Genomic DNA, 22,572 nt, shown 5'->3' with positions numbered 1-22,572 from the left:
AATGTCTTTTAATTCTTAAATAATCTAATCCTCTTCCGTAATCAATTGCGTAACCGGATTTTGAATCACATGTAAACCGTCATGAATCAGTTTGCTATGGTCGGGCTCCGATGCTGCTTTGAGCTCCAGGTAAATCCGGATCTCTTTCTCCAGTTCCGGATCATGTTGCCTGTGATACAGGATCTCCAGAATTTCCAAAGCCGATAGCCAATCGTAACGATGAACTGTTTTTAGCCTTTCAAACAGCCCTGCCAACAACGTATCATCTGCTTCTTCAGCTCTAATCTGGCGAACCAGCTTATAAATGGAGTGCAAATCCTGGGTCTTCTCATCGTAAACCACTTTATGCGTTTGTTTTTCACTCACATGCGTCAGTTCTTCGTAGGCATCTTTATCGGCAGCACCGTTAAATACTGAAATCACCTTTGCGCCAACCGCCATATCATATACACCCCAATCTGGTTGAAACAGCACATTTCCGTTACTTTCTTTAACCGTACAATCCTCAAAAGTAATCAAAGCCAGCTTGTCGCCATTTCTCCAGATCTCTTTCACCGCTCCGGTTACATGGATGCCACTTTCAAATGTAAAATCAGCGCGGCTGCCTTTTCCTAAACCAAAAGCCTCCAGATCTGAATCCGAGCAATCTTCCAGCGGCTTCATCATGCCCTGCAATTGACCAACCGGCGATGAGAAACCATCCTTATGGTGGTGTTTACCATGCCCAGCAAGCTGTTTGCCATCCAGGGCCAGTGCCGAGGGGCCTGTAGTTTTGATAAACGTAAGCTGATCTTGCTGGTCAATCCCCAGGTCTGTAAATACACCTGTAACCTGTAAGCCTGAGCTGTAAACTGCTGTAGCCGGATTCTTACATTCAATTGCTTTCAACAAACTTTCCGAACCCCCTTTTCTAAAGGCCATGGTGTCTGCGAATTGTTCCAGAACATCAATCAGGTTCTGGAAGGTTTCCGTGACAAATAGCTGTGGCTGCGGTTTGGTAATGTCATAGCCATATTTGATGGTATCTATATTGTACCAGATTTTTTCTACATCCTCGCGCATGCAACTTGAGCTTTCCCCAATAGAAGAGAGTAGACCGGCACCATAAATTTTAGGGTTATCCAGTGTCCCGATCAAACCATATTCTACAGTCCACCAGTGCAGGCGACCCAATAAAGCCATTTCAGATGGCTCGCCCATATTGTCTGCTACGAAATGTAAATGCTGCTCAGCTTTCAGGATCTCGGCCTCGTTCCCATCCACTGCCTCTTTCAATATAGAAAGGTGACGGATGGCTTCGTACAGTTCAAAATCTTTGGAAGAGAACATGGCTTTTGCACCAATAGAGCCAAAATAGCTCAGGTAATTGTTATAATCCATGTCGGCAATGATTGGCGCATGGCCTGCCGATTCATGGATGATATCCGGTGCGGGCGTATATTCAATGTGGTTGATCTGTCGGATATCAGCCGCAATTACCAATACCCGGTAGGCCTGGTATTCCATAAAAGCAGCGGGTGGAATAAAACCATCTACCGTCACGGCACCCCAGCCAATTTTACCCAGGTTATCATTCATCGTTTGCAGATCAGGAATATATTCGATACTCAAACCTGCACGTTGAAGTCCTTTGATATATGGGTAATAAGCAACATGTTTTAAATAACTATAATTTTGACGCATGACATATCTCCATACGGCCTGATCTACCGGTGTGTACTTTTCATAGTGTTGTTCCACAATGAATTGCCTCAAATGTCGGGGCAATCTGGCTACCTGCGGATTATTAAAATCATTAAAATCGCTCATTACAAATAAATAAATTAGTTAGCCCAATATAATCGGATACGTAAAGTTAAACAAATAATAGGTTAGGGTGTGACGCTAAAATGATCTACTTCCTGACTTTAAACGAAAAATGTTTTTGCGAAAAATAACTCAGTACGCCCAGTACCACTGTAATGATCGCTTTAGACACAGTCGGATAAAAATGCAAACCCTCCACCATATATTTTAGTAAAGCCAGGTTGAGCAAAATATTGGTGATGACTACCGATGCATACCGGAACAACTGTACGCGTCCTTTTAAGTTTGACTTCGTGAAAACCAGGTATTTGTTGAGCATAAAGCCAATCATAAAGGTAATCACCGATTCAATGGCCAGTGCAGCAACAGGCGCAGAGATCATTTTTGGCAAAAAAGGCAAATCTACCCGTACATTTTGTTGTTTCAGAATCCAGTTATATGCAATGTAAAAAACAACAATGCCAGAGGCAGCCGTTGTACAACCCGAGACCAGGTATCTGAACGTATGCGGCGATAACCAGCGGGAAAAAGGCGGATAAAAGAAATCGATGATTTTCATTAAAACTTTACGCATACTCAGTTAACCGTTAATTTATTCGCAATCATCCTGTTGTTGTACTGTTGTATAAATGCTTTCAGGTATTTTTCCATTCCTGCTGCAATTAACGGTTCTTTTTCCAGAATGTTGTTTTTAGTTAAGCGGTCTGTTTTCAAATTATACAGTGCAATATTCAATTTTCCATCGTTAACCAGCATGTAATCACCCTGGTAAAAGCTAAAATTACCATCATTGTTGTTCACCACAAAATTGTCTTTCCGCTGATTGAAAGCGTCAAACCCCAGGGCAAAATAAGGCTTGTCATAATGCAGGTAGTTCAATACAGTAGGCATGATGTCAATTTGCTGCACCAGTTTATCACTCATTCCTTTTAATTCTCCACCAGGGCGGTAAAATACAATTGGAATAGAGAAATACCCGGGAGTGGTCTGGTATTCCGGAAAATACGATACCGTAGCATGATCTGCACACAAAACGAACAAGGTGTTTTTGTACCATGGCATTTTCGATGCTGTATTGAAGAAATTGCGCAACGCCATATCGGTATACCCAAATATTTCCTGTACCGGCAGCGGACCTTTCGGGAATTTACCTTTGTACTCCTCCGGTAAACGGAAGGGATGATGCGAAGATAAAGAGAAGAAACTCGAGAAAAACGGTTGTTTCAACGTATTCATCGTTTGTGCCATGTATTGCATAAAAGGGTCATCCCAAATGCCCCATGTACCATCAGAATCGCCGGTTTTTTTATACTCGTTCTGACCAAAATAATGTTTGATCCCGGCCAGGTGTGTATAAGATGAAAAACCCATTGAACCATTCGGTGCGCCATGGAAAAAGGCAGTTTCATAACCTTTATCACCCAAAAGCTTGGCGATGCTGGTGGTTTTATTGCCAGAATAGATGGACAGGATAAATGGTTCACGTATTGAAGGGATGCCTGTAATTACCGATGGAATCGCATCTATCGATTTACGGCCATTGGCGTAGGTATGTGTAAAGGTATAACTCTGCGAAATCAGGGAATCTAAAAACGGCGTATAACCTTTGTATTTTCCACCCATCAAATCTTTATTTAAGCTGCCCACATGTTCTTTTCCCAGACTTTCAATAATCAGGAACACGACATTCAATTGCTTAAATGAACCGCTGTCTGCAGGTTGATGAATGGGATTATACAGGGCCTTCAGTGTTTGGTCATCGTAATAGTCGATCGGTTTCAATTTCGAAGCTTTCAACGTTCTGAAAATACAGAAGGGCGTATTTAGCACCAGGCTCATCTGGTCGGGCGTGTCTACAAATTCACCTGCATTACTGAGTGTAATGGGCCTCGTACCAAAGCCCCAGCCACCACGTACACCGGTTAAACAGGCCAGCGCTATGGCTACCAGCAGTGCGGTATGCAAGATATAGACTGGCCAGGTAAACTTAACCACATTTTTTACCTGTACCAACTGGTACAGTTTAACAAACAGCCAGACAAAAATGGCAAATAAAATCACCAGGTACCAGTAGTCACCAAGGAAGTCTACAAACAGTTTAAACTTGTTCTGCTCATTGCTAAACTGACTAAAAACAGTTGCTGTGGTACGCTTTAATGTATACTTATAATAAGCAAAATCAGCAAAGTTGGCAAAGATCCCGATGCTGTTGCTGATGATAAACAGCCACTTGCAAAAACTTTGATAGCCCTTCCGGTAGCGAAAAGGGAAGGGCAGTACCTGCATCAGGATGAATAAGATATTGATGTAAATCAATGCAGATACATCGAATTTCAATCCACCCCACATCATGTATAAATACTTAGGCAAGGTAATGTGCTGGAAAAGGCTTTGGTTAAAGAAATAAAAACCTAGTCTGCACAGGGTGTATAAAACCATGATGACTAAAAAACGATAGGCAAGGGCGATATACAGGTTTACCTCGATTGTATTTTTTCTTTTCAAGTGTTTTTAATTTGAGGCAGCCAATTTACGTATTTTAGGGAAATAAATGTCTTTGAAATTCATCGTCCTGGTGCTGTCAATTCTGCGGTGGAAACGTTCCGGATCAATTTCTTCCAGGTCACCAAAACCACAGGCTTCCATCAATTCAACCGTAGCATGGATGGTGTTGCGGTGAAAATTGGCTACGCGGTGCTTCTTATCGGTTACATCAATTCCTTTGTACAAACTTTTTTCCTGGGTAGCAATACCTACGGGGCATTTGCCGCTATCGCATTTTAAAGCCTGGATACAACCCAGTGCCATCATCATACCACGTGCACTGTAACACGCGTCAGCGCCCAAAGCCAGGGCTTTCATGATGTCAAAACCCGTAATGATTTTACCGGAGGCCAGCAATTTAATCCGGTCTCTTAAATCGTATTCAGATAGGGTATGGTTTACAAAAGCCAGGGCGTCAAGCAAAGGCATACCTACGTAATCAGTGTACTCCAATGGTGCAGCACCAGTTCCACCCTCCGCACCGTCAATGGTGATGAAATCAGGCGTGATACCTGTAGAGATCATGGCCGCGCAGATGTCAATAAATTCTGCTTCACTACCAATACACAATTTAAAACCCACAGGTTTACCACCAGACAACTCCCGGAGTTCTGCAATAAAACGCATCAATCCACTTGCATTGTTAAAAGTACTGTGTGCAGGCGGAGACAAAATGGTCGTCCCAGCTACCACATTCCTGATTTCCGCAATTTCCGGTGTGTTTTTAGCCGCAGGTAAAATCCCACCATGACCAGGCTTAGCACCTTGCGACAATTTCAGCTCAATCATTTTGACATAGGTCCTTTTGGAGTTCTTCTCAAACAAAGCCGGATCAAATTTCCCTTCTGCATCCCGGCAGCCAAAATAACCGGTACCGATTTGCCAGATCAGGTCGCCGCCACCTTTTACATGATGCGGGCTAATTCCACCTTCGCCAGTATTGTGTGCAAAGCCACTTAATTTGGCACCATGGCTCAAAGAAAGGATGGCTGTTTTACTTAAAGCACCGAAACTCATGGCGCCAATATTCAATACACTCAGACTATAAGGCTGTTCACATGAAGCGTTACCCACCGTAATTCTCAAATCAGTATCCTTTAATTTCTTTGGGTAAATGCTGTGTGATACCCACTCGTAGCCCTGCAGATAGGGGTCAACCTGCATACCGAAGGCTACGGTTTCACGTTCATTCTTTGCACGTTGATAAACAATAGAGCGTTGGCGACGGTTAAACGGCTTCCCATCTAACTCAGATTCAAAGAAATACTGACGCATTTCCGGTCGGATCGCCTCAAAGAAATAACGCAGCCGGCCAACAATGGGATAGTTACGCAATACCGCGTGTTTAGATTGAAAACGGTCGTAGGCCAGGGCCGTGATCAGTACCAATGGTAAGGCGATCATCAGATAAAATGAAGATGCCTGGTAAAAAGCAGCAGCAATTAAAGCCACCACACCGCAAAGTGCCATCCAAAGCAGCACTTTTCCAATTACTGAACGAAATTTGTGTTCCATAGAAACTAAGAATAACAGATGTTATAGATCTGAAATAAAATAAATTGATGAATAAATGATCATTTTGGGAGGAGGCCCCTCGCATTAAAATATGCTCAAATCGGGGCTTAGTAGTTAAAGTCTTTAGCGGAATTGAAATTCATGGCGCAAATCTCGGTATGTTTTTGCTGATTTCAAAAAAAAAGACCTTGTAAATTATGTTTTTATTAATTGGGTAGTGAAACGAGGTCTATCACTGCACAATAGCGGTACGCTGGGTGTGGCCCGATGCAGGCGCCGATCCGGTTTAACTTTAAATTCGTGTTGAGCAAACTCTTGCGGTGCCCGAGGTCGGGAACGCCCTTGTCCAGCAAAAGCATGCAGACATTGCCCAGGCCAGTAGGAAATCCAAAAGCCAGGTTTTCAGCACTTGATTTATTGGGATATACGGTGTCGATGCGATCTTTTACACTTCTCCCATTGCTGGATTGATGCCCTGCAAAGTTATTCCGGTTTAAGTCCGTTGCGTGGTTTCTGGCAATTTGCGTCAATGCTTCGTCGGGCCAAAAAACGGGTAGGTTTTTAACCTCGCTCAGCGTTTTTTTTAGACTTCGGTAATAACTGGTATTCCTGTTTACTTTAAGTTCATTGTAATTGTTGTATTGCCGCATGTCCTGATTGTAGTCATCTATAAACTGCTCAAAATAAGTATAGAAGAATTTTTCTCCATCCATGCGCGCCAGATTAATATACATGACCATGTCTTTCTCTTGCCCGGTTAAATAACCAGCATTGCCAGCCGTATTGGCCATCTTCAATTCTTCCTTTGTAAAGGAATAACGGCTTTGCTGAGCTGCAACTGTATTTGGCTGCAGCAAGGGAATAAAAAGAAGGAGAAGCAGGTATGCAAGTTTCATCTGTCATGTTAAACGCGGGATTTATGTTTTTAATATCAGCGGTCTGGAAAATAAGATGAAACCTGTAGTGGCTCTGGAACGGTAGTAGTTGACAGCACCATCAAAGCATCATGAAACCAGGGTGAGTCCACCTATTTTCAGTAAATACGTGGACTCACCGTGGACTCACCGTGGACTCACTGTGGACTCACTGCGAACTCATCCTTTTTGATGACCAATTGGTAACCTGCTTTTCGGATGTTGATGATGCGCACCTGCGGGTCTTCTTTCAAATACGTTCGGATCCTGCTGATGAATACATCCAGACTTCTGCCCGTAAAGAAATTTTCATGTTCCCAGAGGTCGTCTATAAGGTCTTTCCTGGTCAGGATTTCATGTTGATGTTCACACAGTTTCCTTAGTAATTCAGATTCCCGGTAAGATAAGGTTCTGACTTGATCGTTAATTGATAGCAATTGATTTTTACCATCGAAATTGTAATTGCCGATTGTATATTTTTTATCAATGCTTTTCTCGGTCTGTTTGAGTTGAAAGTTGATCCTTACAATGAGCTCCTCAATGCTGAACGGCTTTTTGATGTAATCGTTTGCGCCAATTTCAAAGCCTTTCAGTACGTCTGTGGTTTGTGTTCTTGCCGTTAGAAATATAATGGGTGTTTTTGTATCCTGTGCCCTGATTTTAATAGCCAGGTTAAAGCCATCCATATGAGGCATCATGACATCCAGAATGATGATGTCGGGTTTCTCAGCCATAAAACTAGCTAAACCTTCTTTTCCGTTTAAACAATGGCGTACCGAATAGCCTTTAAATTCCAGGCTGTCGGTTACTATTTTTGCCAGTCCGGCCTCGTCTTCAACTAATAGGATGCTCATGTCAGGCTGTTTTGTTTAAATGGAATTGAAATGGTAAATACGCTGCCATAGTGCTCAATACTCTGGAGACTAATACTGCCGTTGTGCAGGCTAACCACTTGTTTAATATAGGATAAGCCCAGACCAAAACCTTTTATCGGATTCACGTCCCCATTGGGTACCCTGAAGAAGCGTTCAAAAACATCCTTTTGATAGATCTTCGGTATGCCTATGCCATTGTCACTTACACTCAATTTCCAGTGCTGGTTCTGGAATTCACTGTTGATTCTGATGATCTTTTCTTCTGATGAGTATTTGATGGCATTGTCAATCAGGTTTCTAAATACATTACTCATATGTACTGCATCAACCGGTATCAAAGGAATGTCTGCTGCACAGGTCACGAAAATCTGTACCTGTTTATTGGATAAAGCATAATTGTCGGTCACATCTTTCAAAATCCTGTTTACATCGGTAAATTTGATGCTGAGCTCCATTTTGTGCGATTCGAAGATGGATTGCTGCAAGATCAGCTCAATCAGCTTGGAGAGGTGGTCTATTTCATTTTTTGAAATGTTTAAATAAAGTTGTGCTTTACGCTGATCATCCCAGGCACCGAAATTCCGCATGGCTTCTACAGCTACCGAAACTGTAGCCAGGGGTGTTTTAAGCTCATGGGTCATGTTGTTGATGAAGTTGTTTTTCGCGACAGATAGCTTGCTTTGTCGGAATATGGTGATGGACATGAAAATAAAGCAGGTGGTCGTAAACAAAATCAGCAGGATGGAAACCCCAAACTGCAATTTCATTTTTTGCAAAACGTAAGAAAGCGGTGCTTTGTAAAGAACAGGTTTGTAAAGGGAGGTGGAGGCCATTGCCGGTATACCCATAGATACCGCATTTAGTCTGGGTGTGACACCGGCCGGTAGGGTTTGAGCTGTAGTACTTGGATAAGCCACAATTGAAGGCAGGCTGGTACTTGCGACCGAATCTGGTGGCATTCTGCTCGCCGGAACTGCGTGCACCTGTATTCCGGCATTGATCAGTTTACCCATTGGCGTAAAGCCTGCGGCATTTGCAGGGTTGCCTTTTACAATTTGCAAATCCGATGCCGGAATGGTACTTACAGTCTGCACCCTTTGAAAAAAACTGTAATCCGCTGAAAACAGGGGTTGTCCGCTATAATAATTGTAATCTTTATACAACCAGTATCCCTGGGTAAGAATTACCCCCAGGATACAAAAGATCATTAAGTACTGAATGTATTTGATTCGATGTAACATGGTGTGGTTGGTTTCAGGGCAAATGTATAGCAAGCGTACTGGCTAACCGCAGCCCTTAACCTTATTTAACAAATTGTAACATTAATTAACATTTCTCGCCGGAAAGCATACAGGGCCCGGGCGTAGCGGCATATCGTTTTAACAATTTATAACAATGGTTAACAATTGGCTGTAAGACCTTTGGGGTATTCAATCACTTAAAAATAGATAGTATGAAAAAACAGTTTTATGGCATCCTGGTCTTAATCTTCGCATTCGCCACTGCAAAGGCGCAGCAAGTACAACCGCGTATATCCGCAGAACCGAAAAATGCAGCGTCATTTCAGGCAGCACCAACACTCCCTACAGTATCAACGCGCTCAACACCTGCTGTACCAGCAACTTTCTCTGCAGTACCAGGAGTAGCTGCAACCAGAGTTGAGGGTATGCCCCAGGAAGGGAATATGGTGTATTTAAGCCAGGCTCCAATGGGCCAGGTGGTTTATGTTTACATGTGCCCATGTATGATGCAACATCAGTGCTCTGTTTTAGGCGGTGTTTTTGCCAGAACAATGCCAACAGTATCTGCTGTTGAATCATTGGAGCCACGCGTTTTTCCGGAAGACACCATCAAGATCCAGAAAAGTAAATCTAAACCTTAAGGCCTGAGGTCAGGTCAGCGGCAGGGGGGACTGTATCAGGAAAATTTGATACAGTCCTTTTTGTTTCCCCGGTACCTCCCTTAACTCAATTTAACAATTTGTAACATTCATTAACATTGGGCTCCCTCATATTTGTCCCATGTTTTTACCTATACCAATAAACCAATTATGAACAAACTATTTCAATATTTGCCGATACTTTTAGCCTGCTTTTTTTCCTTATTTACAGCTTGTAAAAGCAATGGTACCATCAATATGGGAAACGATGATGGTCTGAGCCTGGAACTGGCGGACAGTATTCAGGTTATCGGCTCTACCTACCTGTTGGATTCTCTGCCAACATCCAATACCGGCAGCATCCTGTTGGGTGAATTGAACGACAACGACCTGGGTAAGACCAACGTTTCATCTTACATGCAGTTTAAAACAGATTTTACCACAGGTGCTTTACAAGATGGAGCCGTTTATGATTCGCTAAACCTGGTACTCAAATACAATGGATATACTTATGGTGATACCCTGGCCGCACAGCGCCTGCTGGTAAACAGGCTTACCGAGCGCATTGTGTTGCGTAAAGTAAAAGGCGGCATAGAGGACGAAGAACGTCCTGTTTTTGTAGAAGGAGATGCCATTTACAGTGCCAGCAGTTTTAAATATGAACCGGTTGCGCTGGGCGAGCGGTTGTTCACACCAAGACCAAAAAAATCAGATAGCGTTATTGTGAACCTCAATAAAGCGCTGGGTGCAGAAATGTTCCAGATGATTGTAAACAAGGATAAAAGGATCACCGATGCGGAAGAGTTTCAGGACTATTTTAAAGGCATTGTGATCCGCTCTGAAAACGGAAAAAGCATCAACGGTTTTAAAGCTGATTCCGCAAAAATTTACCTTTATTATAATTACAGAAGCAATGACGGAATGCTGAAGAAAAGCAAGATTGCTTTTTCGCTGAATTTAAAAACCCATCAGTTTAACCATATAGAAACGGATCGTAAAAACACCAAACTTAGCGAACTGAACTATCAACATCGGGAACTGAAGTCTGAACTTACTGATCATCAGCTTGTCATACAGGGTGGGACCGGCATTGTGACCAAGCTACAATTGCCGGGGCTGCTGGAATTTGTCAAAGAACCCAAAATTGTGATCAATAAGGTCCAACTTATCATTGAGACCAAACCGGATACTTATGGCACTTTTAAAGCACCTTCATCACTGATTCTTTTTATCGCCAATTCTTCAAATACGCCCAAATCTATTGTAAAAGCTCAGTTTTCTGATGCAATTCAGCAAGCTTCTTTTCAAAAAGGAAATGAGGCCGGCTCGAACGGAAGGTATGTTTTTGAACTGGCAGATTATGCGTACCAGCTTAAAAAAGGCGAGCATAAAAATACCTCATTATTACTGAGTGTGCCTTTATCCGGACTCATGAACGGTCTGGACCGGCTCCTGATTAAAGGCAATAAACCAGCCGTATCTATTAAAACAAAAATCTTATACACTAAATTCTAATCTTATAAACATGCTTAAAAAGTTATTAAACATTTCGTTGATTGCCCTGCTGCTCCTGGCGGCATCCGGTTGTAAAAAAGATAAAAAAGATGATCCGGATGAATGGGTAGCGGGATCTGACTTTGAGGGGATTGCAAGAAGTGCCGCGGCGAGTTTTACCCTGAATGGAAGAACGTATATTGTTGGTGGTTTTGATGGGGAGAAACGCTTGTCCGATCTGTGGTATTACGACAGTTCAAAACGGAATTGGTTCAGGATTGTGGAGGCCGACTTTCCGGGGAAAGCCAGGAACTATGCTGTTGCATTTGCTTTAAACGGCAAAGGTTATGTAGGTACAGGTGCCGATGGCACGGATGCCAGGCGCGATTTCTATGAATTTGATCCCGCGACAAACAAATGGAAAGCCATAGCAGATTTTCCGGGCGAAGCCAGGTATGGCGCCATTGCTTTCAGTACCAATGGTAAAGGTTATGTAGGCAGTGGTACCAATACACAGGGTGATCTTAAAGATTTTTTTAGCTATAGTGCTGAAACCAATACCTGGAAACAGGTGATGAGTTTACCGGGAACCAAAAGGGCAAATGCCTTTACATTTACCATTGGAGATCGTCCCTATATTGGTGCAGGAAGAAGCAACGGCATTTATTTAACGGATTTTTGGCGTTATGATGCCAAGGCTGATGACTGGGTTAAGCTAAAAGACCTCAACCGGAACGAGGACGATTATAAGTACAATCTGAAAAGGGAGTATGCTGCAACTTTTGTAATCGGTGATAAGGGATACATTACCGGTGGAAGCAATGGACAGGTATTGGGCACAACATGGCGTTATGATCCGAATATAGATGCATGGAAAGAGTATCAGGCCTTTAAAGGGACAGTAAGGGAAGCTGCAATTGGCTTTTCCCTGGGGGATAAGGGTTATGTAACTACCGGACGGAACGGCAGCTTAAGGTTTGATGACATGTGGATATTTACGCCCAATAAATAGTTGATAAAAAAATATTTACACGCATACAATAATATTAAAGTATGCGCGTCTATATAGGTGAGAGCGTTAATTTAGACGGGGGTGTTTCGGAGGAGACATCCCCGTTTCCTTTTACATTTCTTTACGCAGTAAGGTTTTCCAACTCGTTTTACTGGCAATCAATTCATCCAGGTGTTTAATCTCAATGCGTTGTTGTTCCATGGTATCGCGGTGACGAATGGTTACGGTATCATCTTCCAGGGTCTGGTGATCAACAGTTACGCAGAAAGGTGTACCAATGGCATCCTGACGACGGTAGCGTTTACCAATCGCATCTTTTTCTTCATAAGCACAGTTGAAATCAAGTTTCAGGTTATCCATGATTTGTCTTGCTTTTTCAGGCAGGCCATCTTTCTTGGTTAAAGGGAATATGGCAACTTTGATCGGGGCTAAGCAAGGGTGTAAGCGCAATAAGGTTCTGCTGTCTTGTTTCTCTGCTGTGCTTAAGTCTTCTTCTTCAAAAGCATTGATCATGGTTAACAGGAACATACGGTCTAAGCCGATCGAAGTTTCAATCACATAAGGAACATAGTTTCCATAAGGTTTACCTTCTTCGTTCAGGTCGTTGTCAAAATACTGCATTTTCTTGCCAGAGAATTCCTGATGTTGTGTCAAATCAAAATCCGTTCGGCTATGGATTCCTTCTACTTCCTTAAATCCAAACGGGAATTCAAATTCGATATCGGTAGCGGCATTGGCATAGTGGGCCAGCTTTACGTGATCGTGGAAACGGTATTTTTCATCAGGTGTACCCAGGGCTTTATGCCATTTCAGACGGGCTTCTTTCCAGTAAGCAAACCATTTCTGGTCTTCACCCGGACGAACAAAGAATTGCATTTCCATTTGTTCAAACTCGCGCATCCGCATGATGAACTGTCGGGCAATCACCTCATTTCTAAAAGCTTTACCGATTTGAGCAATTCCAAAAGGAATTTTCATCCGTCCAGATTTTTGTACATTTAAGAAGTTTACAAAAATACCCTGTGCGGTCTCAGGACGAAGGTATACTTCTTCAGAACCCTCAGCCATGGCGCCAAACTGGGTGCTGAACATCAGGTTAAACTGACGAACCTCTGTCCAGTTTTTTGTACCACTAACCGGACAGGCGATTTCATGTTGTTCAATTAAGGTTTTCAGCTCCTGTAAATTTTCGGATTTCAGGGCCTCATCCATATCGGCCTGTAATTTTGCCGCTTTATCTGTTTTACCGTCCTTTTCGTAACGGGTGATTTTATCTTCTAATAACTGATCGGCACGGTAACGTTTTTTGGAATCTTTATTATCGATCATGGGATCGTTAAAGCCGTCTACGTGGCCACTTGCTTTCCATACTTTAGGGTGCATGAAAATGGCAGAGTCGATGCCGACAATGTTTTCGTGCATTTGCACCATGGCTTTCCACCAATATGTTTTGATGTTGTTTTTTAGTTCTGCACCCAATTGTCCGTAATCATATACGGCGCTTAGTCCATCATAAATTTCGCTGCTCTGGAATACAAAACCGTATTCTTTTGCGTGCGATATTACATTTTTAAATTGTTCGTCGTTATTATTCTTTGCCATAATGATGCAAATATATAAGATTTAGGCCATAAACTTTTGCTACTTTTGACGATTAGAATTTTAACTAGATAAACAGAACAAATTGAGCATCAGGGTAACGGAATTGACAAAATATTTTGGAACACAAAAAGCTGTTGACGGGATTAGTTTTGAGGCGAAGCCTGGACGGATACTTGGATTTTTAGGCCCGAATGGTGCCGGGAAATCAACCACCATGCGGATGTTGACCGGGTATCTTGAGCCAAGTTCGGGAACGGCCAGTTTGTGTGGTTTTGATACGCAATTACAAAATCTGGAGATCAAACGTTTGATGGGTTATCTTCCGGAAAATACCCCTTTATATACAGATATGTATGTACAGGAGTTTTTGTTGTTTGTAGGCCATACTTACGGATTAAAAGACGTGAAGTCACGTGTTGTGGAAACGATAGCAGCGGTAGGGCTGGAGACTGAGCAACACAAGAAAATCGGCATGCTTTCCAAAGGTTACAAACAAAGGGTAGGTTTAGCGCAGGCCATTATCCACAACCCGGAAGTTTTAATTCTTGATGAGCCTACCTCAGGATTGGATCCAAACCAGCTTGCAGAAATCAGGGACCTGATCAAAAGCCTGGGCAAAGATAAAACAGTCATCCTGTCTACACACATCATGCAGGAAGTAGAGGCGCTCTGCGATGACGTAATTATCATCAATAAAGGTGCAGTTGTAGCGAATCATCCGATTGCCGAACTCAAGCATTTACACGGCAATGCTTCTCTGGAGGAGATTTTTAAGAAACTGACAGCCTGATCAGATCAAATAGCCCCATATTTATTACTGAGGACCAATGAAACGTTCTTTAGCTTCTTAAGATGAAACTGTTGTAAAAAAAAATAACAGGTTTTGTAACTATGGCCGAGTTTTTGCATCAAAGGGATAAATTATAACAAATTTTATCTTTTAAACACATGAAAAAATTATTTTTACTAACAGCAGTTGCAGGTTTATTTGCGTTTTCTAGCGTAAATGCACAAACTAAAAGCCCTAAATTAAGCCTTGGTGCTGAATTTGCTTTTCCTATGGGTGATTTTGGCGATGTCATGAATTTAGGTTATGGTGGTTCCTTGCAGTATCAACATCCGGTTGCAGCGAATTTGCTGGTAACAGGTAGTGCTGGATATATTAACTTTCAGAGCAAAGAAGTTTTAGGTGTTAAGGTTAACTCTGGTTCTATCCCGGTAAAAGCTGGTGCAAGATATTACTTCGGTGAGAATTTCTTCGCAGCTGGTGAAGTAGGTGCTTCCATCAGTACAGAGAAAAATGGTAAAACAGGTTTCGCGTATGCTCCAGGTGTAGGTGTAGAATTTCCAGTTTCTGATACAGGCGGTATCGAAATCGGTGCGCGTTACGAAGGTTGGTCTTACAGCGGTGGAACCAATGGATTCATCGGTTTAAGAGCTGCATTTAACTTTGGCTTGTAGTCATACAATAAGCCGATTGCTTAACATAAAAAAGGCATATCCGATGGATATGCCTTTTTGCTTTTTACACGACTTGCCTGCTCAACTTGCCAGTAAAAAATGCGCTATGGCAGTCCTGATATTTGAAGGTAATTCAGTTTTGGTTTTGTTTTCCAGTTGGTGCTGTGCGGAATTGAACTTTTCTATGAAAGTACCTTGTTCCGGATTGAATTTCAGGTATCCCTGGTCAAAGAAGCGTTCTTCTACATTGTCTGACCGATCGAGAGAACGAAAGTCGAGCCCCGATACTTTGGCCGACTGCACATCAACCATCAGCCACCTGAAAACTTCTGAAATATCTGCATCCGCTGTCAGATCGGTACGTTTTATTTCTACGATGCAAGTTTTACCATCTTCCAGGTAATACAGGCAGTTAAAAGCTGGTCTCATTGAATTTGGCTGTTATTGATTATTGGCCGAAATTAAGGAAAAAGCCAAATACAGAAAGGATTATTTTGAAATAAGGGGCTTAAAGCCAGATAATGAAAGGATTGTATCGTAGCTGTATCATTAATGTATAGGTGATCAATGATACAGCTTTGACCTGTCCATTACATCGGTACTGACCTGGGTTCAGATTTAGAAATCAGGTTTTTGAACTGATAGTCTGGTGTGAAATGTCTTTTTTCATTGATTTGCGTGAATTCGAATTGCTCCGCATCCAAAAGTTCGCTCATGGCCAGTTTGGCTTTATTGTAGGAACATCTGTAAATTTCAATGCCATTTTTTAATTTGGTGGCTTTTTCCTGTACATGAACAGCTTTATAGTCGCTTAATTTCTGATGGGTTAAACGCTCAGCCTTACCCAGGGTTTCTGTTTTTGCATAGAACAAAAGCTCCCAATCGTCGAAACCTGCATATTTTGCGCTAAAGCTGTTGATGGTTTTAATTTTGTCTTTTGCTTCAACTGCAGATCCAACCTGGATCAGGTTTCCTTTAATAGATCCAGAGATGTACATGTAACCGGTTTTGTTTTCGATCAGGGCAACTGCCAGTTTTGTCAAATCGCATTCCGGGCAATATCCATCTATGGTTTGAAAACTATGATTATCATTTTCAGGGCAACCTGTAACGTTATATGCTATGGATTTTTGATGCGCATACATCTCATTTTGTAAGTCTTCAGAGAACACATTACCCTGGGCATCTATCAATAAATCGTCAGAGATTTTGTGTTTCTTTATAAAGTCCGCCTGTACTTTAGTTAAGGTCTGTTTATTAATCATCGACAATATTAGTCAAATTAATCGGCTTTAGCCTGTTTCTATAGTGAAGGTATGTGTAATAAGTCCGGATACCGGTTTGGTAAGTCCCTTTAATTTTTATAATATCGCTGAAGATTTAAGATTTTAGCTTTGAAAAAAATAACTTTACCGGTTCTTGTGGAGGTACCATTTTACGATAATGAAGGGCATGTACGCAGTTTTTAAACGGGAGTTATTTAGTTTGTTGAATTCATTGATGGCTTACATGACCATCGGTGTTTTTTTATTGGCGCTTGGCCTGTTGCTTTGGGTATTTCCGGATACCTCTGTGCTGGAATATGGCTATGCCGAGCTGAATGGTTTTTTTAGTCTGGCGCCATTTTTATTTATGTTCCTGATTCCGGCAATTACCATGCGTAGTTTTGCAGAAGAAAGGCGGGAGGGGACTTACATTTTATTGGCTACACGGCCTCTTACGGTCTGGCAAATTGTGCTGGCCAAATACTTTTCCTGCCTGGTATTGGTACTGTTCGCCCTGTTGCCTACTTTAATTTATTATTATACCATAGCGCAATTGGGATTTCCCAAGGGAAACGTAGATGGCGGAGCAGTGGCTGGCGCATACATCGGCTTGCTGTTGCTTGGCTCATGTTTTGCCGCTATTGGGGTATTTGCCTCTGCCATCACCAAAAATCAGGTTGTGGCATTTGCCATTGCTGTTTTTAGCTGTTTTATCAGTTATAACGGTTTTGAGGCCCTGAGCAAATTATTTGCTTTGCAATTTGCAGAAGGGATATTACTTGGCTTAAGTGTCAATGAACATTACCAGTCTATCGGACGTGGGGTTTTAGATACGCGCGACCTGGTGTATTTCATCAGCTTTTCTGCTGTTTTTCTGGGCCTGACCAAATTGCTGATCGGAGGTCGGAAATGGTAAAAATGAAAGGCTGGAAAGGCATTCTTGTTTTTGTACTCGGATTGATCCTGCTGAATGTTGCTGCTCAATATGTGTATACCCGAATTGATTTTACAAAGGAAAAGCGGTATACTTTAAATCCTAAGTCGAAGGAAATTTTACAGGGTTTAAAAAAGCCGGTCACCATTACGGTGTTTCTGGATGGCGATTTGCCAGCTCCTTTTAAACGTCTGAGAAATGCGACCAGGGATTTACTGGCCGACTACCGGGCTTATTCTGCTGCGGATATCCAGGTGGTATTTGCAGATCCGATTGCTGGATTATCTTTGGCAGAACAGGATACGGCCATTCAAAACCTGTATCAGGTAGGTATAGAAGCCACCACTTTAAATATTAAAAACGACAATGGTTTTGCACAAAAGACCATTTTTCCGATGGCTATGATTACGGCCGATGGTCGACAACTCCCGGTTAAATTATTACAGAACCTGGATGCTGGTGGTAGTTATGAACAGAACATCAACAATTCGATTCAAAATCTGGAGTATGTCTTTACTTCGGGGATACAAAAGGTTTTAGCCGGAAAAAGCTTAAGGATCGGTTTTACCGAGGGGAACGGAGAGTTGGCTGATCCATATCTAAGTGATGCGATCAAGAGTTTATCAGACAGTTATGAGGTAGGCAGGGTAAATCTGGATCAGATTGACCGCAACGGCCTTGATAAATTGAAGCTGCTGGTGATAGCCAAACCTCAAAAGGAATTTACTGAAGCACAGAAATATAAGCTCAATTACTTTGTCATGAACGGTGGCCGGATGATCTGGAGTATCGATCAGGTTGGCGCAGAGCTCGATAGTCTGAAAGGTGCAACACAGCAACTGGCTTTTAACAGAAAGCTGAACCTGGATGACATGCTGTTTGTGTATGGTGCAAGGGTAAATTACAATTTGATAGCCGATGCGAACTGCGTGGAGATTCCGGTTGCCACAGGAGGCGGACAAGGCCAGATTCAACTGGCACCCTGGGTTTATTATCCTTTGTTGCTTCCGGATACCAGCAGTAACCTGGTGAAAAATATTGATGCACTTAAAGGTGAGTTTGCGAGTACTGTAGATACCATTGGTGTAAAAGGCATCCATAAACAGGCAATTTTACACAGTTCTGCCTTTAATCAGGTTTTCAGCACACCAAAAATGCTGTCTTTACAGATGGTGGCAGAGCAGCCGGATCCCAGATCCTATGCCAGTAGGCCCCAGGTGATGGGCGTATTGCTGGAAGGAAACTTTTCCTCTGTGTTTTTGAACCGTTCTGTGCCGCCGGGTATTCCCGAAGCTTACCCTTTACCGGCCTCAGGTAAAGCCACTAAAATGGTGGTAATCGGGGACGGGGATATTTTTAAAAATCAGGTGAGTGCTAAGGATGGCTCGGTATTTCCATTGGGATTTGACCGTTACACCCAAAAAAATTATGGCAATAAAGCCTTATTGCTAAATTTAGCTGATTATCTGTGTAATGATGATAATTTAATCGCCCTGCGCAATAAAGAAGTCAAAATCAGGTTATTGGATAGGGCACGTTTACGTACTGAAAAATTCCAATGGCAGCTGATCAATGTAGGGCTGCCCTTGCTATTGTTAATATCATTCGCAATTTTTCAACATTATTACCGCAGGCGCAAGTATGCGAGGTAATTTTTATATTTTTGAGAACTGACAAGATCATACTATGAGATTTATTGTATCCACATCAACGCTTTTAAAACATTTGCAAACAGTTAACGGTGCGTCAAGCAGCAGTACTGTTTTGCCTATACTGGAGAATTTCCTGTTTGAGATTAAAGATGGAAATTTAACCATCTCTGCTACAGATTTACAGACCAGCATGACCACATCTTTGACCGTTGAGTCTAAAGAGGGCGGAAAAGTTGCTGTGCCGGCAAGGATTTTACTGGACACTTTAAAAACACTGCCAGATCAGCCAATTTCTTTCAATATTGACGATGCTACATTCTCGATTGAGATCAGTGCTGGTGACGGTAAGTACAAGCTGAGTGGAGAGAACGGTGATGATTTTCCTAAAATCCCGGTTGTTGAAAATGCGTCATCTGTAAATTTACCAGCTTCGGTATTGACAGAAGCCATTACTAAAACCATTTTTGCAGTGAGTAGCGACGAGCTGCGTCCGGCAATGACAGGCGTATTTTGTCAACTTTCTGAGCAGTTCATCACTTTTGTAGCTACAGACGCACATAAATTGGTAAGGTATAGAAGAATGGACAGCAAAGCTGACAAGTCTTCGTCGTTTATCCTGCCTAAAAAAGCACTGACTTTATTGAAAGCAGCTTTACCTTCAACAGATGTCAATGTATCTGTGGACTATAATGCAACCAGTGCTTTCTTTAAATTTGACAACATTAACCTGGTTTGCCGTTTAATCGATGAGCGCTATCCGGATTATGAAGCAGTAATTCCTGCCAACAATCCAAATAAACTGGTAATCGACCGCGCTTTATTCCTGAATACTTTACGCAGGGTAGTTATTTTTGCGAATAAAACCACACACCAGGTTCGGTTGAAAATCAATGGAAGTGAGTTGAACATCTCTTCAGAAGATCTGGATTTTGCAAACGAAGCGCATGAGCGTTTAAGTTGTCAATATGAAGGTGAAGATCTGGAAATCGGTTTCAATGCACGTTTCCTGATCGAGATGTTGAGTAACCTGAGTGGTGAAGAAGTAACTTTAGAGCTTTCTACACCAAACCGTGCAGGTCTGTTGATTCCGCAAACCAATGACGAAAACGAAGACGTACTGATGTTGGTAATGCCAGTTATGTTAAACAATTACAATTAATTATAACATTATAAATAAAGAAATGGCTTGGTTTTTGACCAGGCCTTTTCTTTAGGATTCAATTAAAAAAATATGCATATGAAAAAGTCGTTTTTATTGGTTTGTTCAAGTTTGGTATTGTTGTTTGCTGCTTGTAGCAAAAAGAGTGATCCGGTACCTGATCCAGTTGGAGACCTTAGGGTTAGATATGTGAATACACTTCAAGGCTCTGCTGCACAAGATCTTTACATCAATGATACAAAGAAAAATACAACAAGTGTTGCCTATGGTAATGCCTCAGAATATTTCACAATGACTTCTGGAAATACCGTATTTAAGTTTTATGATGCTGGTACTACCGTTGTAAAGGCACAAACTGAAGCCTACAATATCCCATTGGGTATCAATATCACTGTGTTCAACTATCAAAGCAAAAACTCTTCAGCAATTGGTGCCTTTGTTGTTGGCGATGACATGTCATCACCTGCGGTAAATAAAGCCAAAGTAAGGTTTTTAAATATCAATAGTTTTGGCGGTAGCAACACCATCGCAGTGACTGCAGTTTCTTCAACCGGCCAGACATCAGCTTTTATCCCTTCGCTTGCCTATGGTGATTTGACCAATGCCATCTATCAATCGGTTGATCCGGGAACCAAATTTACGTTTGCATCACCTGGTGTTACTGATGCGCCTACTTTTGATCCTGGGATTGTTGCAGGTAAAAACTATACCATTTGGGTTGATGGAAGTTCTGCTGCCAATTTAACCGGACACGTGATTTTACAGAATTAGTCAATAGCATCTAATAATTACACATCTATGTTAAAAATATCATGGTTATTGCCATGGTATTTTTAATTTTGGGCTTAATCTACAAAACTTGGAATTTTTCACTTTTTTAATAGACTTCCTCCTGCACATTGACAAGCACCTGGAAGAGATCATCAGAGATTATCAAAATTGGACTTACGCCATTTTGTTCTTAATCATTTTTGCCGAGACAGGTTTTGTGGTTACCCCGTTTTTGCCAGGCGACTCGTTGTTGTTTGCTATGGGAACCCTGATTGCCGGCGGTAATACCGGATTGAGCATTTGGGTAATGCTGGTTTTGTTAATCGTAGCCGCAATTGCCGGTAACTCATTGAATTACAAATTGGGTACTTATTTTGGCGTTAAGGTATTCAAGGAGAGCAATAAAATCCTAAAATTGGAATATTACAACCAGTCGCACATGTTTTTTGAAAAGCATGGCGGAAAAGCGATTATTTTTAGCCGTTTCTTACCTATTTTCAGAACCATTGCACCTTTTGTAGCCGGAGTAGCCAAAATGCCTTTTGGCAGGTTTACTTTCTTTAACGTTGTTGGTGGGGTAGCCTGGATTGCCAGTTTGTTAATGGCAGGTTATTTACTGGGACAAATTCCGGTAGTTAAAAAGAACTTTGATGTTGTGATCATCGTGATTGCTGTGGTTACTTTTTTCCCTGCGATCTTCGCCGCGCTTCGTTCGAAATTTAAAAAGAAACCAGTGGTGGCTACTGAAGTGATCGCTGAAGAAGAAAACAAAGCTTAATTTTCGCGGCCAAGGATGTTTCCTTTTTGGTAAGCCTTTTCTATGGCTTGCTGATCATCATCCTCAGTTTCTCTTTTAACCAGATTTTCAAGGCTGGGTTGACCGGCGTCAACCCATGCCGAATACCAGTAGCATCCAGTATATAAGATCGCTGCACGCATCTGGCGTTCTACCATGTGGTCCATTTCGTCGTGGTAAGCTCTGGCATACGCTTCCGCATACTGTCTGACAATTTGGTTGTTGCGTTTTGAAAAGCTGAATTTTCGATAAGCCGGGAAGCGCTTCGCTAGCGCTGCTTCGAATTTCAATACCGTATCTACTTGTTTGTGGGTATGGCTGATGATTTTCCAGGCTTCCTTTAAGGGATTGTCGATATATCGGGCACTTCCAACTACATAATTGTAGTTTTTAGCAAATAACTCGGGTAGCCGGCTTTCCCAAAATGCGTGGATCCCGATTTGGTTGCTCAGCTGACCGTTGTGGTTTTGCGTGGTATGCAGGGGTACATGTGCATCGGCAATGTAATGGCCCAGGTATGCCGAGTAAATCATGATTTTCAAAGAATCCCTGGTTTGGAAGGCCTTCACCAGTTTGTAATAACTTTTTTGAATTTGCCAGGGTAAAATGCCGTTGTCGTTGAGTTTCTTTAATCCATAACGTGCTACGGCATCATTCCATTTGCGTGGAATACTGTCGATATGGTTTTCGTAGCATTCTACATCCAGGTAATGTCTGGCTGCTTCTGCGGTGTCGGCATAGCGCCTTTTGTCGGGGTCTACTGCGTGATCACTGATGTACCTGATGTTGGACTTATAAAATCGGTTTATGCCTGCAGGGAGTGTAAAAACAGCCAGTTTATTGATGCGCATATGGGCAAAGAAACCCCAGGACGTGCAGAGCAGCAAGCATAA

21 protein-coding genes are annotated in these 22,572 nt (G+C 42.1%); 10 read left to right on the top strand and 11 right to left on the bottom strand.

Translation table 11 applies throughout. The features are described 5' to 3' along the window. Positions 1 to 24: 24 nt before the first annotated feature. From IM797_RS22455 to IM797_RS22425, 7 genes are all read right to left on the bottom strand, one after another. Complete coding sequence (locus tag IM797_RS22455; RefSeq protein WP_194129439.1) at positions 25 to 1,809, bottom strand: aromatic amino acid hydroxylase; 1,785 nt, start codon at positions 1,807 to 1,809, stop codon at positions 25 to 27. Between the two features lie 85 nt (positions 1,810 to 1,894). Then, positions 1,895 to 2,380: a GtrA family protein gene (locus IM797_RS22450; RefSeq protein ID WP_194129438.1), complete on the bottom strand. Its 486-nt coding sequence runs from the start codon at positions 2,378 to 2,380 to the stop codon at positions 1,895 to 1,897. A 2-nt stretch (positions 2,381 to 2,382) separates the two neighbouring features. Continuing rightward, the gene (locus IM797_RS22445; RefSeq protein WP_228099050.1) at positions 2,383 to 4,311 is read right to left on the bottom strand and encodes an LTA synthase family protein; all 1,929 of its coding nucleotides are present in this window, start codon (positions 4,309 to 4,311) and stop codon (positions 2,383 to 2,385) included. 6 nt (positions 4,312 to 4,317) lie between these two features. After that, complete coding sequence (locus IM797_RS22440; RefSeq protein WP_228099049.1) at positions 4,318 to 5,865, bottom strand: FMN-binding glutamate synthase family protein; 1,548 nt, start codon at positions 5,863 to 5,865, stop codon at positions 4,318 to 4,320. Between the two features lie 206 nt (positions 5,866 to 6,071). Then, positions 6,072 to 6,761, bottom strand: a complete 690-nt coding sequence (locus IM797_RS22435) for a CAP domain-containing protein (RefSeq protein ID WP_194129437.1) — start codon at positions 6,759 to 6,761, stop codon at positions 6,072 to 6,074. A 176-nt stretch (positions 6,762 to 6,937) separates the two neighbouring features. Beyond that, a complete protein-coding gene (locus IM797_RS22430) occupies positions 6,938 to 7,633 on the bottom strand; it encodes a response regulator transcription factor (RefSeq protein WP_194129436.1) in 696 nt (231 codons plus the stop codon). Continuing rightward, the gene (locus IM797_RS22425) at positions 7,630 to 8,895 is read right to left on the bottom strand and encodes a sensor histidine kinase KdpD (protein WP_194129435.1); all 1,266 of its coding nucleotides are present in this window, start codon (positions 8,893 to 8,895) and stop codon (positions 7,630 to 7,632) included. Before IM797_RS22425 ends, IM797_RS22430 begins: the two co-directional genes overlap by 4 nt. Before the next feature lie 212 nt (positions 8,896 to 9,107). Here IM797_RS22425 and IM797_RS22420 point away from each other — a divergent pair, with 212 nt between their 5' ends. The 3 genes from IM797_RS22420 to IM797_RS22410 all read left to right on the top strand — a co-directional run bounded on the left by IM797_RS22420 (position 9,108) and on the right by IM797_RS22410 (position 12,039). Further along, entirely contained in the window at positions 9,108 to 9,536 is a 429-nt protein-coding gene (locus tag IM797_RS22420) for a hypothetical protein (RefSeq protein WP_194129434.1), read from the top strand. A gap of 168 nt (positions 9,537 to 9,704) precedes the next feature. After that, the gene (locus tag IM797_RS22415) at positions 9,705 to 11,048 is read left to right on the top strand and encodes a DUF4270 family protein (RefSeq protein WP_194129433.1); all 1,344 of its coding nucleotides are present in this window, start codon (positions 9,705 to 9,707) and stop codon (positions 11,046 to 11,048) included. A gap of 10 nt (positions 11,049 to 11,058) precedes the next feature. Further along, positions 11,059 to 12,039 (top strand): kelch repeat-containing protein, encoded by a 981-nt coding sequence (locus IM797_RS22410; RefSeq protein ID WP_194129432.1) that lies wholly within the window; start codon positions 11,059 to 11,061, stop codon positions 12,037 to 12,039. A 111-nt stretch (positions 12,040 to 12,150) separates the two neighbouring features. Here IM797_RS22410 and IM797_RS22405 read toward each other — a convergent pair whose 3' ends face one another. Continuing rightward, positions 12,151 to 13,641, bottom strand: a complete 1,491-nt coding sequence (locus IM797_RS22405; RefSeq protein ID WP_194129431.1) for a glycine--tRNA ligase — start codon at positions 13,639 to 13,641, stop codon at positions 12,151 to 12,153. A gap of 82 nt (positions 13,642 to 13,723) precedes the next feature. Here IM797_RS22405 and IM797_RS22400 point away from each other — a divergent pair, with 82 nt between their 5' ends. Together IM797_RS22400 and IM797_RS22395 are read left to right on the top strand one after the other, a co-directional pair. Continuing rightward, positions 13,724 to 14,431, top strand: a complete 708-nt coding sequence (locus IM797_RS22400) for an ATP-binding cassette domain-containing protein (RefSeq protein WP_194129430.1) — start codon at positions 13,724 to 13,726, stop codon at positions 14,429 to 14,431. Positions 14,432 to 14,589: 158 nt separating this feature from the next. Beyond that, positions 14,590 to 15,102 (top strand): hypothetical protein, encoded by a 513-nt coding sequence (locus tag IM797_RS22395; RefSeq protein ID WP_194129429.1) that lies wholly within the window; start codon positions 14,590 to 14,592, stop codon positions 15,100 to 15,102. Positions 15,103 to 15,183: 81 nt separating this feature from the next. On the opposite strand, the gene IM797_RS22390 is transcribed toward IM797_RS22395, so the two are convergent. Further along, entirely contained in the window at positions 15,184 to 15,531 is a 348-nt protein-coding gene (locus IM797_RS22390; RefSeq protein WP_194129428.1) for a hypothetical protein, read from the bottom strand. 161 nt (positions 15,532 to 15,692) lie between these two features. Next, the gene (locus IM797_RS22385) at positions 15,693 to 16,367 is read right to left on the bottom strand and encodes a GIY-YIG nuclease family protein (RefSeq protein WP_194129427.1); all 675 of its coding nucleotides are present in this window, start codon (positions 16,365 to 16,367) and stop codon (positions 15,693 to 15,695) included. Positions 16,368 to 16,554: 187 nt separating this feature from the next. Between IM797_RS22385 and gldF the strand changes: the two genes are divergently transcribed. The 5 genes from gldF to IM797_RS22360 all read left to right on the top strand — a co-directional run bounded on the left by gldF (position 16,555) and on the right by IM797_RS22360 (position 21,661). After that, positions 16,555 to 17,283, top strand: coding sequence for a gliding motility-associated ABC transporter permease subunit GldF (gene gldF / locus IM797_RS22380; protein WP_194129426.1), 729 nt, complete (start codon positions 16,555 to 16,557; stop codon positions 17,281 to 17,283). A 2-nt stretch (positions 17,284 to 17,285) separates the two neighbouring features. Further along, positions 17,286 to 18,953: a gliding motility-associated ABC transporter substrate-binding protein GldG gene (gene gldG, locus IM797_RS22375; protein WP_370583109.1), complete on the top strand. Its 1,668-nt coding sequence runs from the start codon at positions 17,286 to 17,288 to the stop codon at positions 18,951 to 18,953. Positions 18,954 to 18,987: 34 nt separating this feature from the next. Further along, entirely contained in the window at positions 18,988 to 20,112 is a 1,125-nt protein-coding gene (gene dnaN / locus IM797_RS22370) for a DNA polymerase III subunit beta (RefSeq protein ID WP_194129424.1), read from the top strand. Between the two features lie 78 nt (positions 20,113 to 20,190). Continuing rightward, the gene (locus IM797_RS22365; RefSeq protein WP_194129423.1) at positions 20,191 to 20,883 is read left to right on the top strand and encodes a DUF4397 domain-containing protein; all 693 of its coding nucleotides are present in this window, start codon (positions 20,191 to 20,193) and stop codon (positions 20,881 to 20,883) included. Positions 20,884 to 20,971: 88 nt separating this feature from the next. After that, positions 20,972 to 21,661: a DedA family protein gene (locus IM797_RS22360; protein WP_194129422.1), complete on the top strand. Its 690-nt coding sequence runs from the start codon at positions 20,972 to 20,974 to the stop codon at positions 21,659 to 21,661. Here the strand turns inward: IM797_RS22360 and IM797_RS22355 are convergent. Continuing rightward, the gene (locus IM797_RS22355; RefSeq protein ID WP_228099047.1) at positions 21,658 to 22,530 is read right to left on the bottom strand and encodes a zinc dependent phospholipase C family protein; all 873 of its coding nucleotides are present in this window, start codon (positions 22,528 to 22,530) and stop codon (positions 21,658 to 21,660) included. The two genes, IM797_RS22360 and IM797_RS22355, sit on opposite strands and share 4 nt — an antisense overlap. Between the last annotated feature and the right edge of the window lie 42 nt (positions 22,531 to 22,572).

Source organism: Pedobacter sp. MC2016-24 (genome assembly GCF_015223055.1).
Classification (GTDB): Bacteria; Bacteroidota; Bacteroidia; order Sphingobacteriales; family Sphingobacteriaceae; genus Pedobacter.
This window is presented reverse-complemented; position numbering and strand designations above follow the sequence as displayed.

Bases quoted from the DNA above. Each gene is read 5' to 3' on its own strand.
- dnaN (WP_194129424.1), top strand. From the start codon at position 18,988: ATGAGATTTATTGTATCCACATCAACGCTTTTAAAACATTTGCAAACA.
- IM797_RS22355 (WP_228099047.1), bottom strand. From the start codon at position 22,530: ATGCGCATCAATAAACTGGCTGTTTTTACACTCCCTGCAGGCATAAAC.
- gldG (WP_370583109.1), top strand. From the start codon at position 17,286: ATGAAAGGCTGGAAAGGCATTCTTGTTTTTGTACTCGGATTGATCCTG.
- IM797_RS22430 (WP_194129436.1), bottom strand. From the start codon at position 7,633: ATGAGCATCCTATTAGTTGAAGACGAGGCCGGACTGGCAAAAATAGTA.
- gldF (WP_194129426.1), top strand. From the start codon at position 16,555: ATGTACGCAGTTTTTAAACGGGAGTTATTTAGTTTGTTGAATTCATTG.
- IM797_RS22440 (WP_228099049.1), bottom strand. From the start codon at position 5,865: ATGGAACACAAATTTCGTTCAGTAATTGGAAAAGTGCTGCTTTGGATG.
- IM797_RS22435 (WP_194129437.1), bottom strand. From the start codon at position 6,761: ATGAAACTTGCATACCTGCTTCTCCTTCTTTTTATTCCCTTGCTGCAG.
- IM797_RS22390 (WP_194129428.1), bottom strand. From the start codon at position 15,531: ATGAGACCAGCTTTTAACTGCCTGTATTACCTGGAAGATGGTAAAACT.
- IM797_RS22450 (WP_194129438.1), bottom strand. From the start codon at position 2,380: ATGCGTAAAGTTTTAATGAAAATCATCGATTTCTTTTATCCGCCTTTT.
- IM797_RS22455 (WP_194129439.1), bottom strand. From the start codon at position 1,809: ATGAGCGATTTTAATGATTTTAATAATCCGCAGGTAGCCAGATTGCCC.
- IM797_RS22415 (WP_194129433.1), top strand. From the start codon at position 9,705: ATGAACAAACTATTTCAATATTTGCCGATACTTTTAGCCTGCTTTTTT.
- IM797_RS22385 (WP_194129427.1), bottom strand. From the start codon at position 16,367: ATGATTAATAAACAGACCTTAACTAAAGTACAGGCGGACTTTATAAAG.
- IM797_RS22395 (WP_194129429.1), top strand. From the start codon at position 14,590: ATGAAAAAATTATTTTTACTAACAGCAGTTGCAGGTTTATTTGCGTTT.
- IM797_RS22420 (WP_194129434.1), top strand. From the start codon at position 9,108: ATGAAAAAACAGTTTTATGGCATCCTGGTCTTAATCTTCGCATTCGCC.
- IM797_RS22405 (WP_194129431.1), bottom strand. From the start codon at position 13,641: ATGGCAAAGAATAATAACGACGAACAATTTAAAAATGTAATATCGCAC.
- IM797_RS22425 (WP_194129435.1), bottom strand. From the start codon at position 8,895: ATGTTACATCGAATCAAATACATTCAGTACTTAATGATCTTTTGTATC.
- IM797_RS22365 (WP_194129423.1), top strand. From the start codon at position 20,191: ATGAAAAAGTCGTTTTTATTGGTTTGTTCAAGTTTGGTATTGTTGTTT.
- IM797_RS22410 (WP_194129432.1), top strand. From the start codon at position 11,059: ATGCTTAAAAAGTTATTAAACATTTCGTTGATTGCCCTGCTGCTCCTG.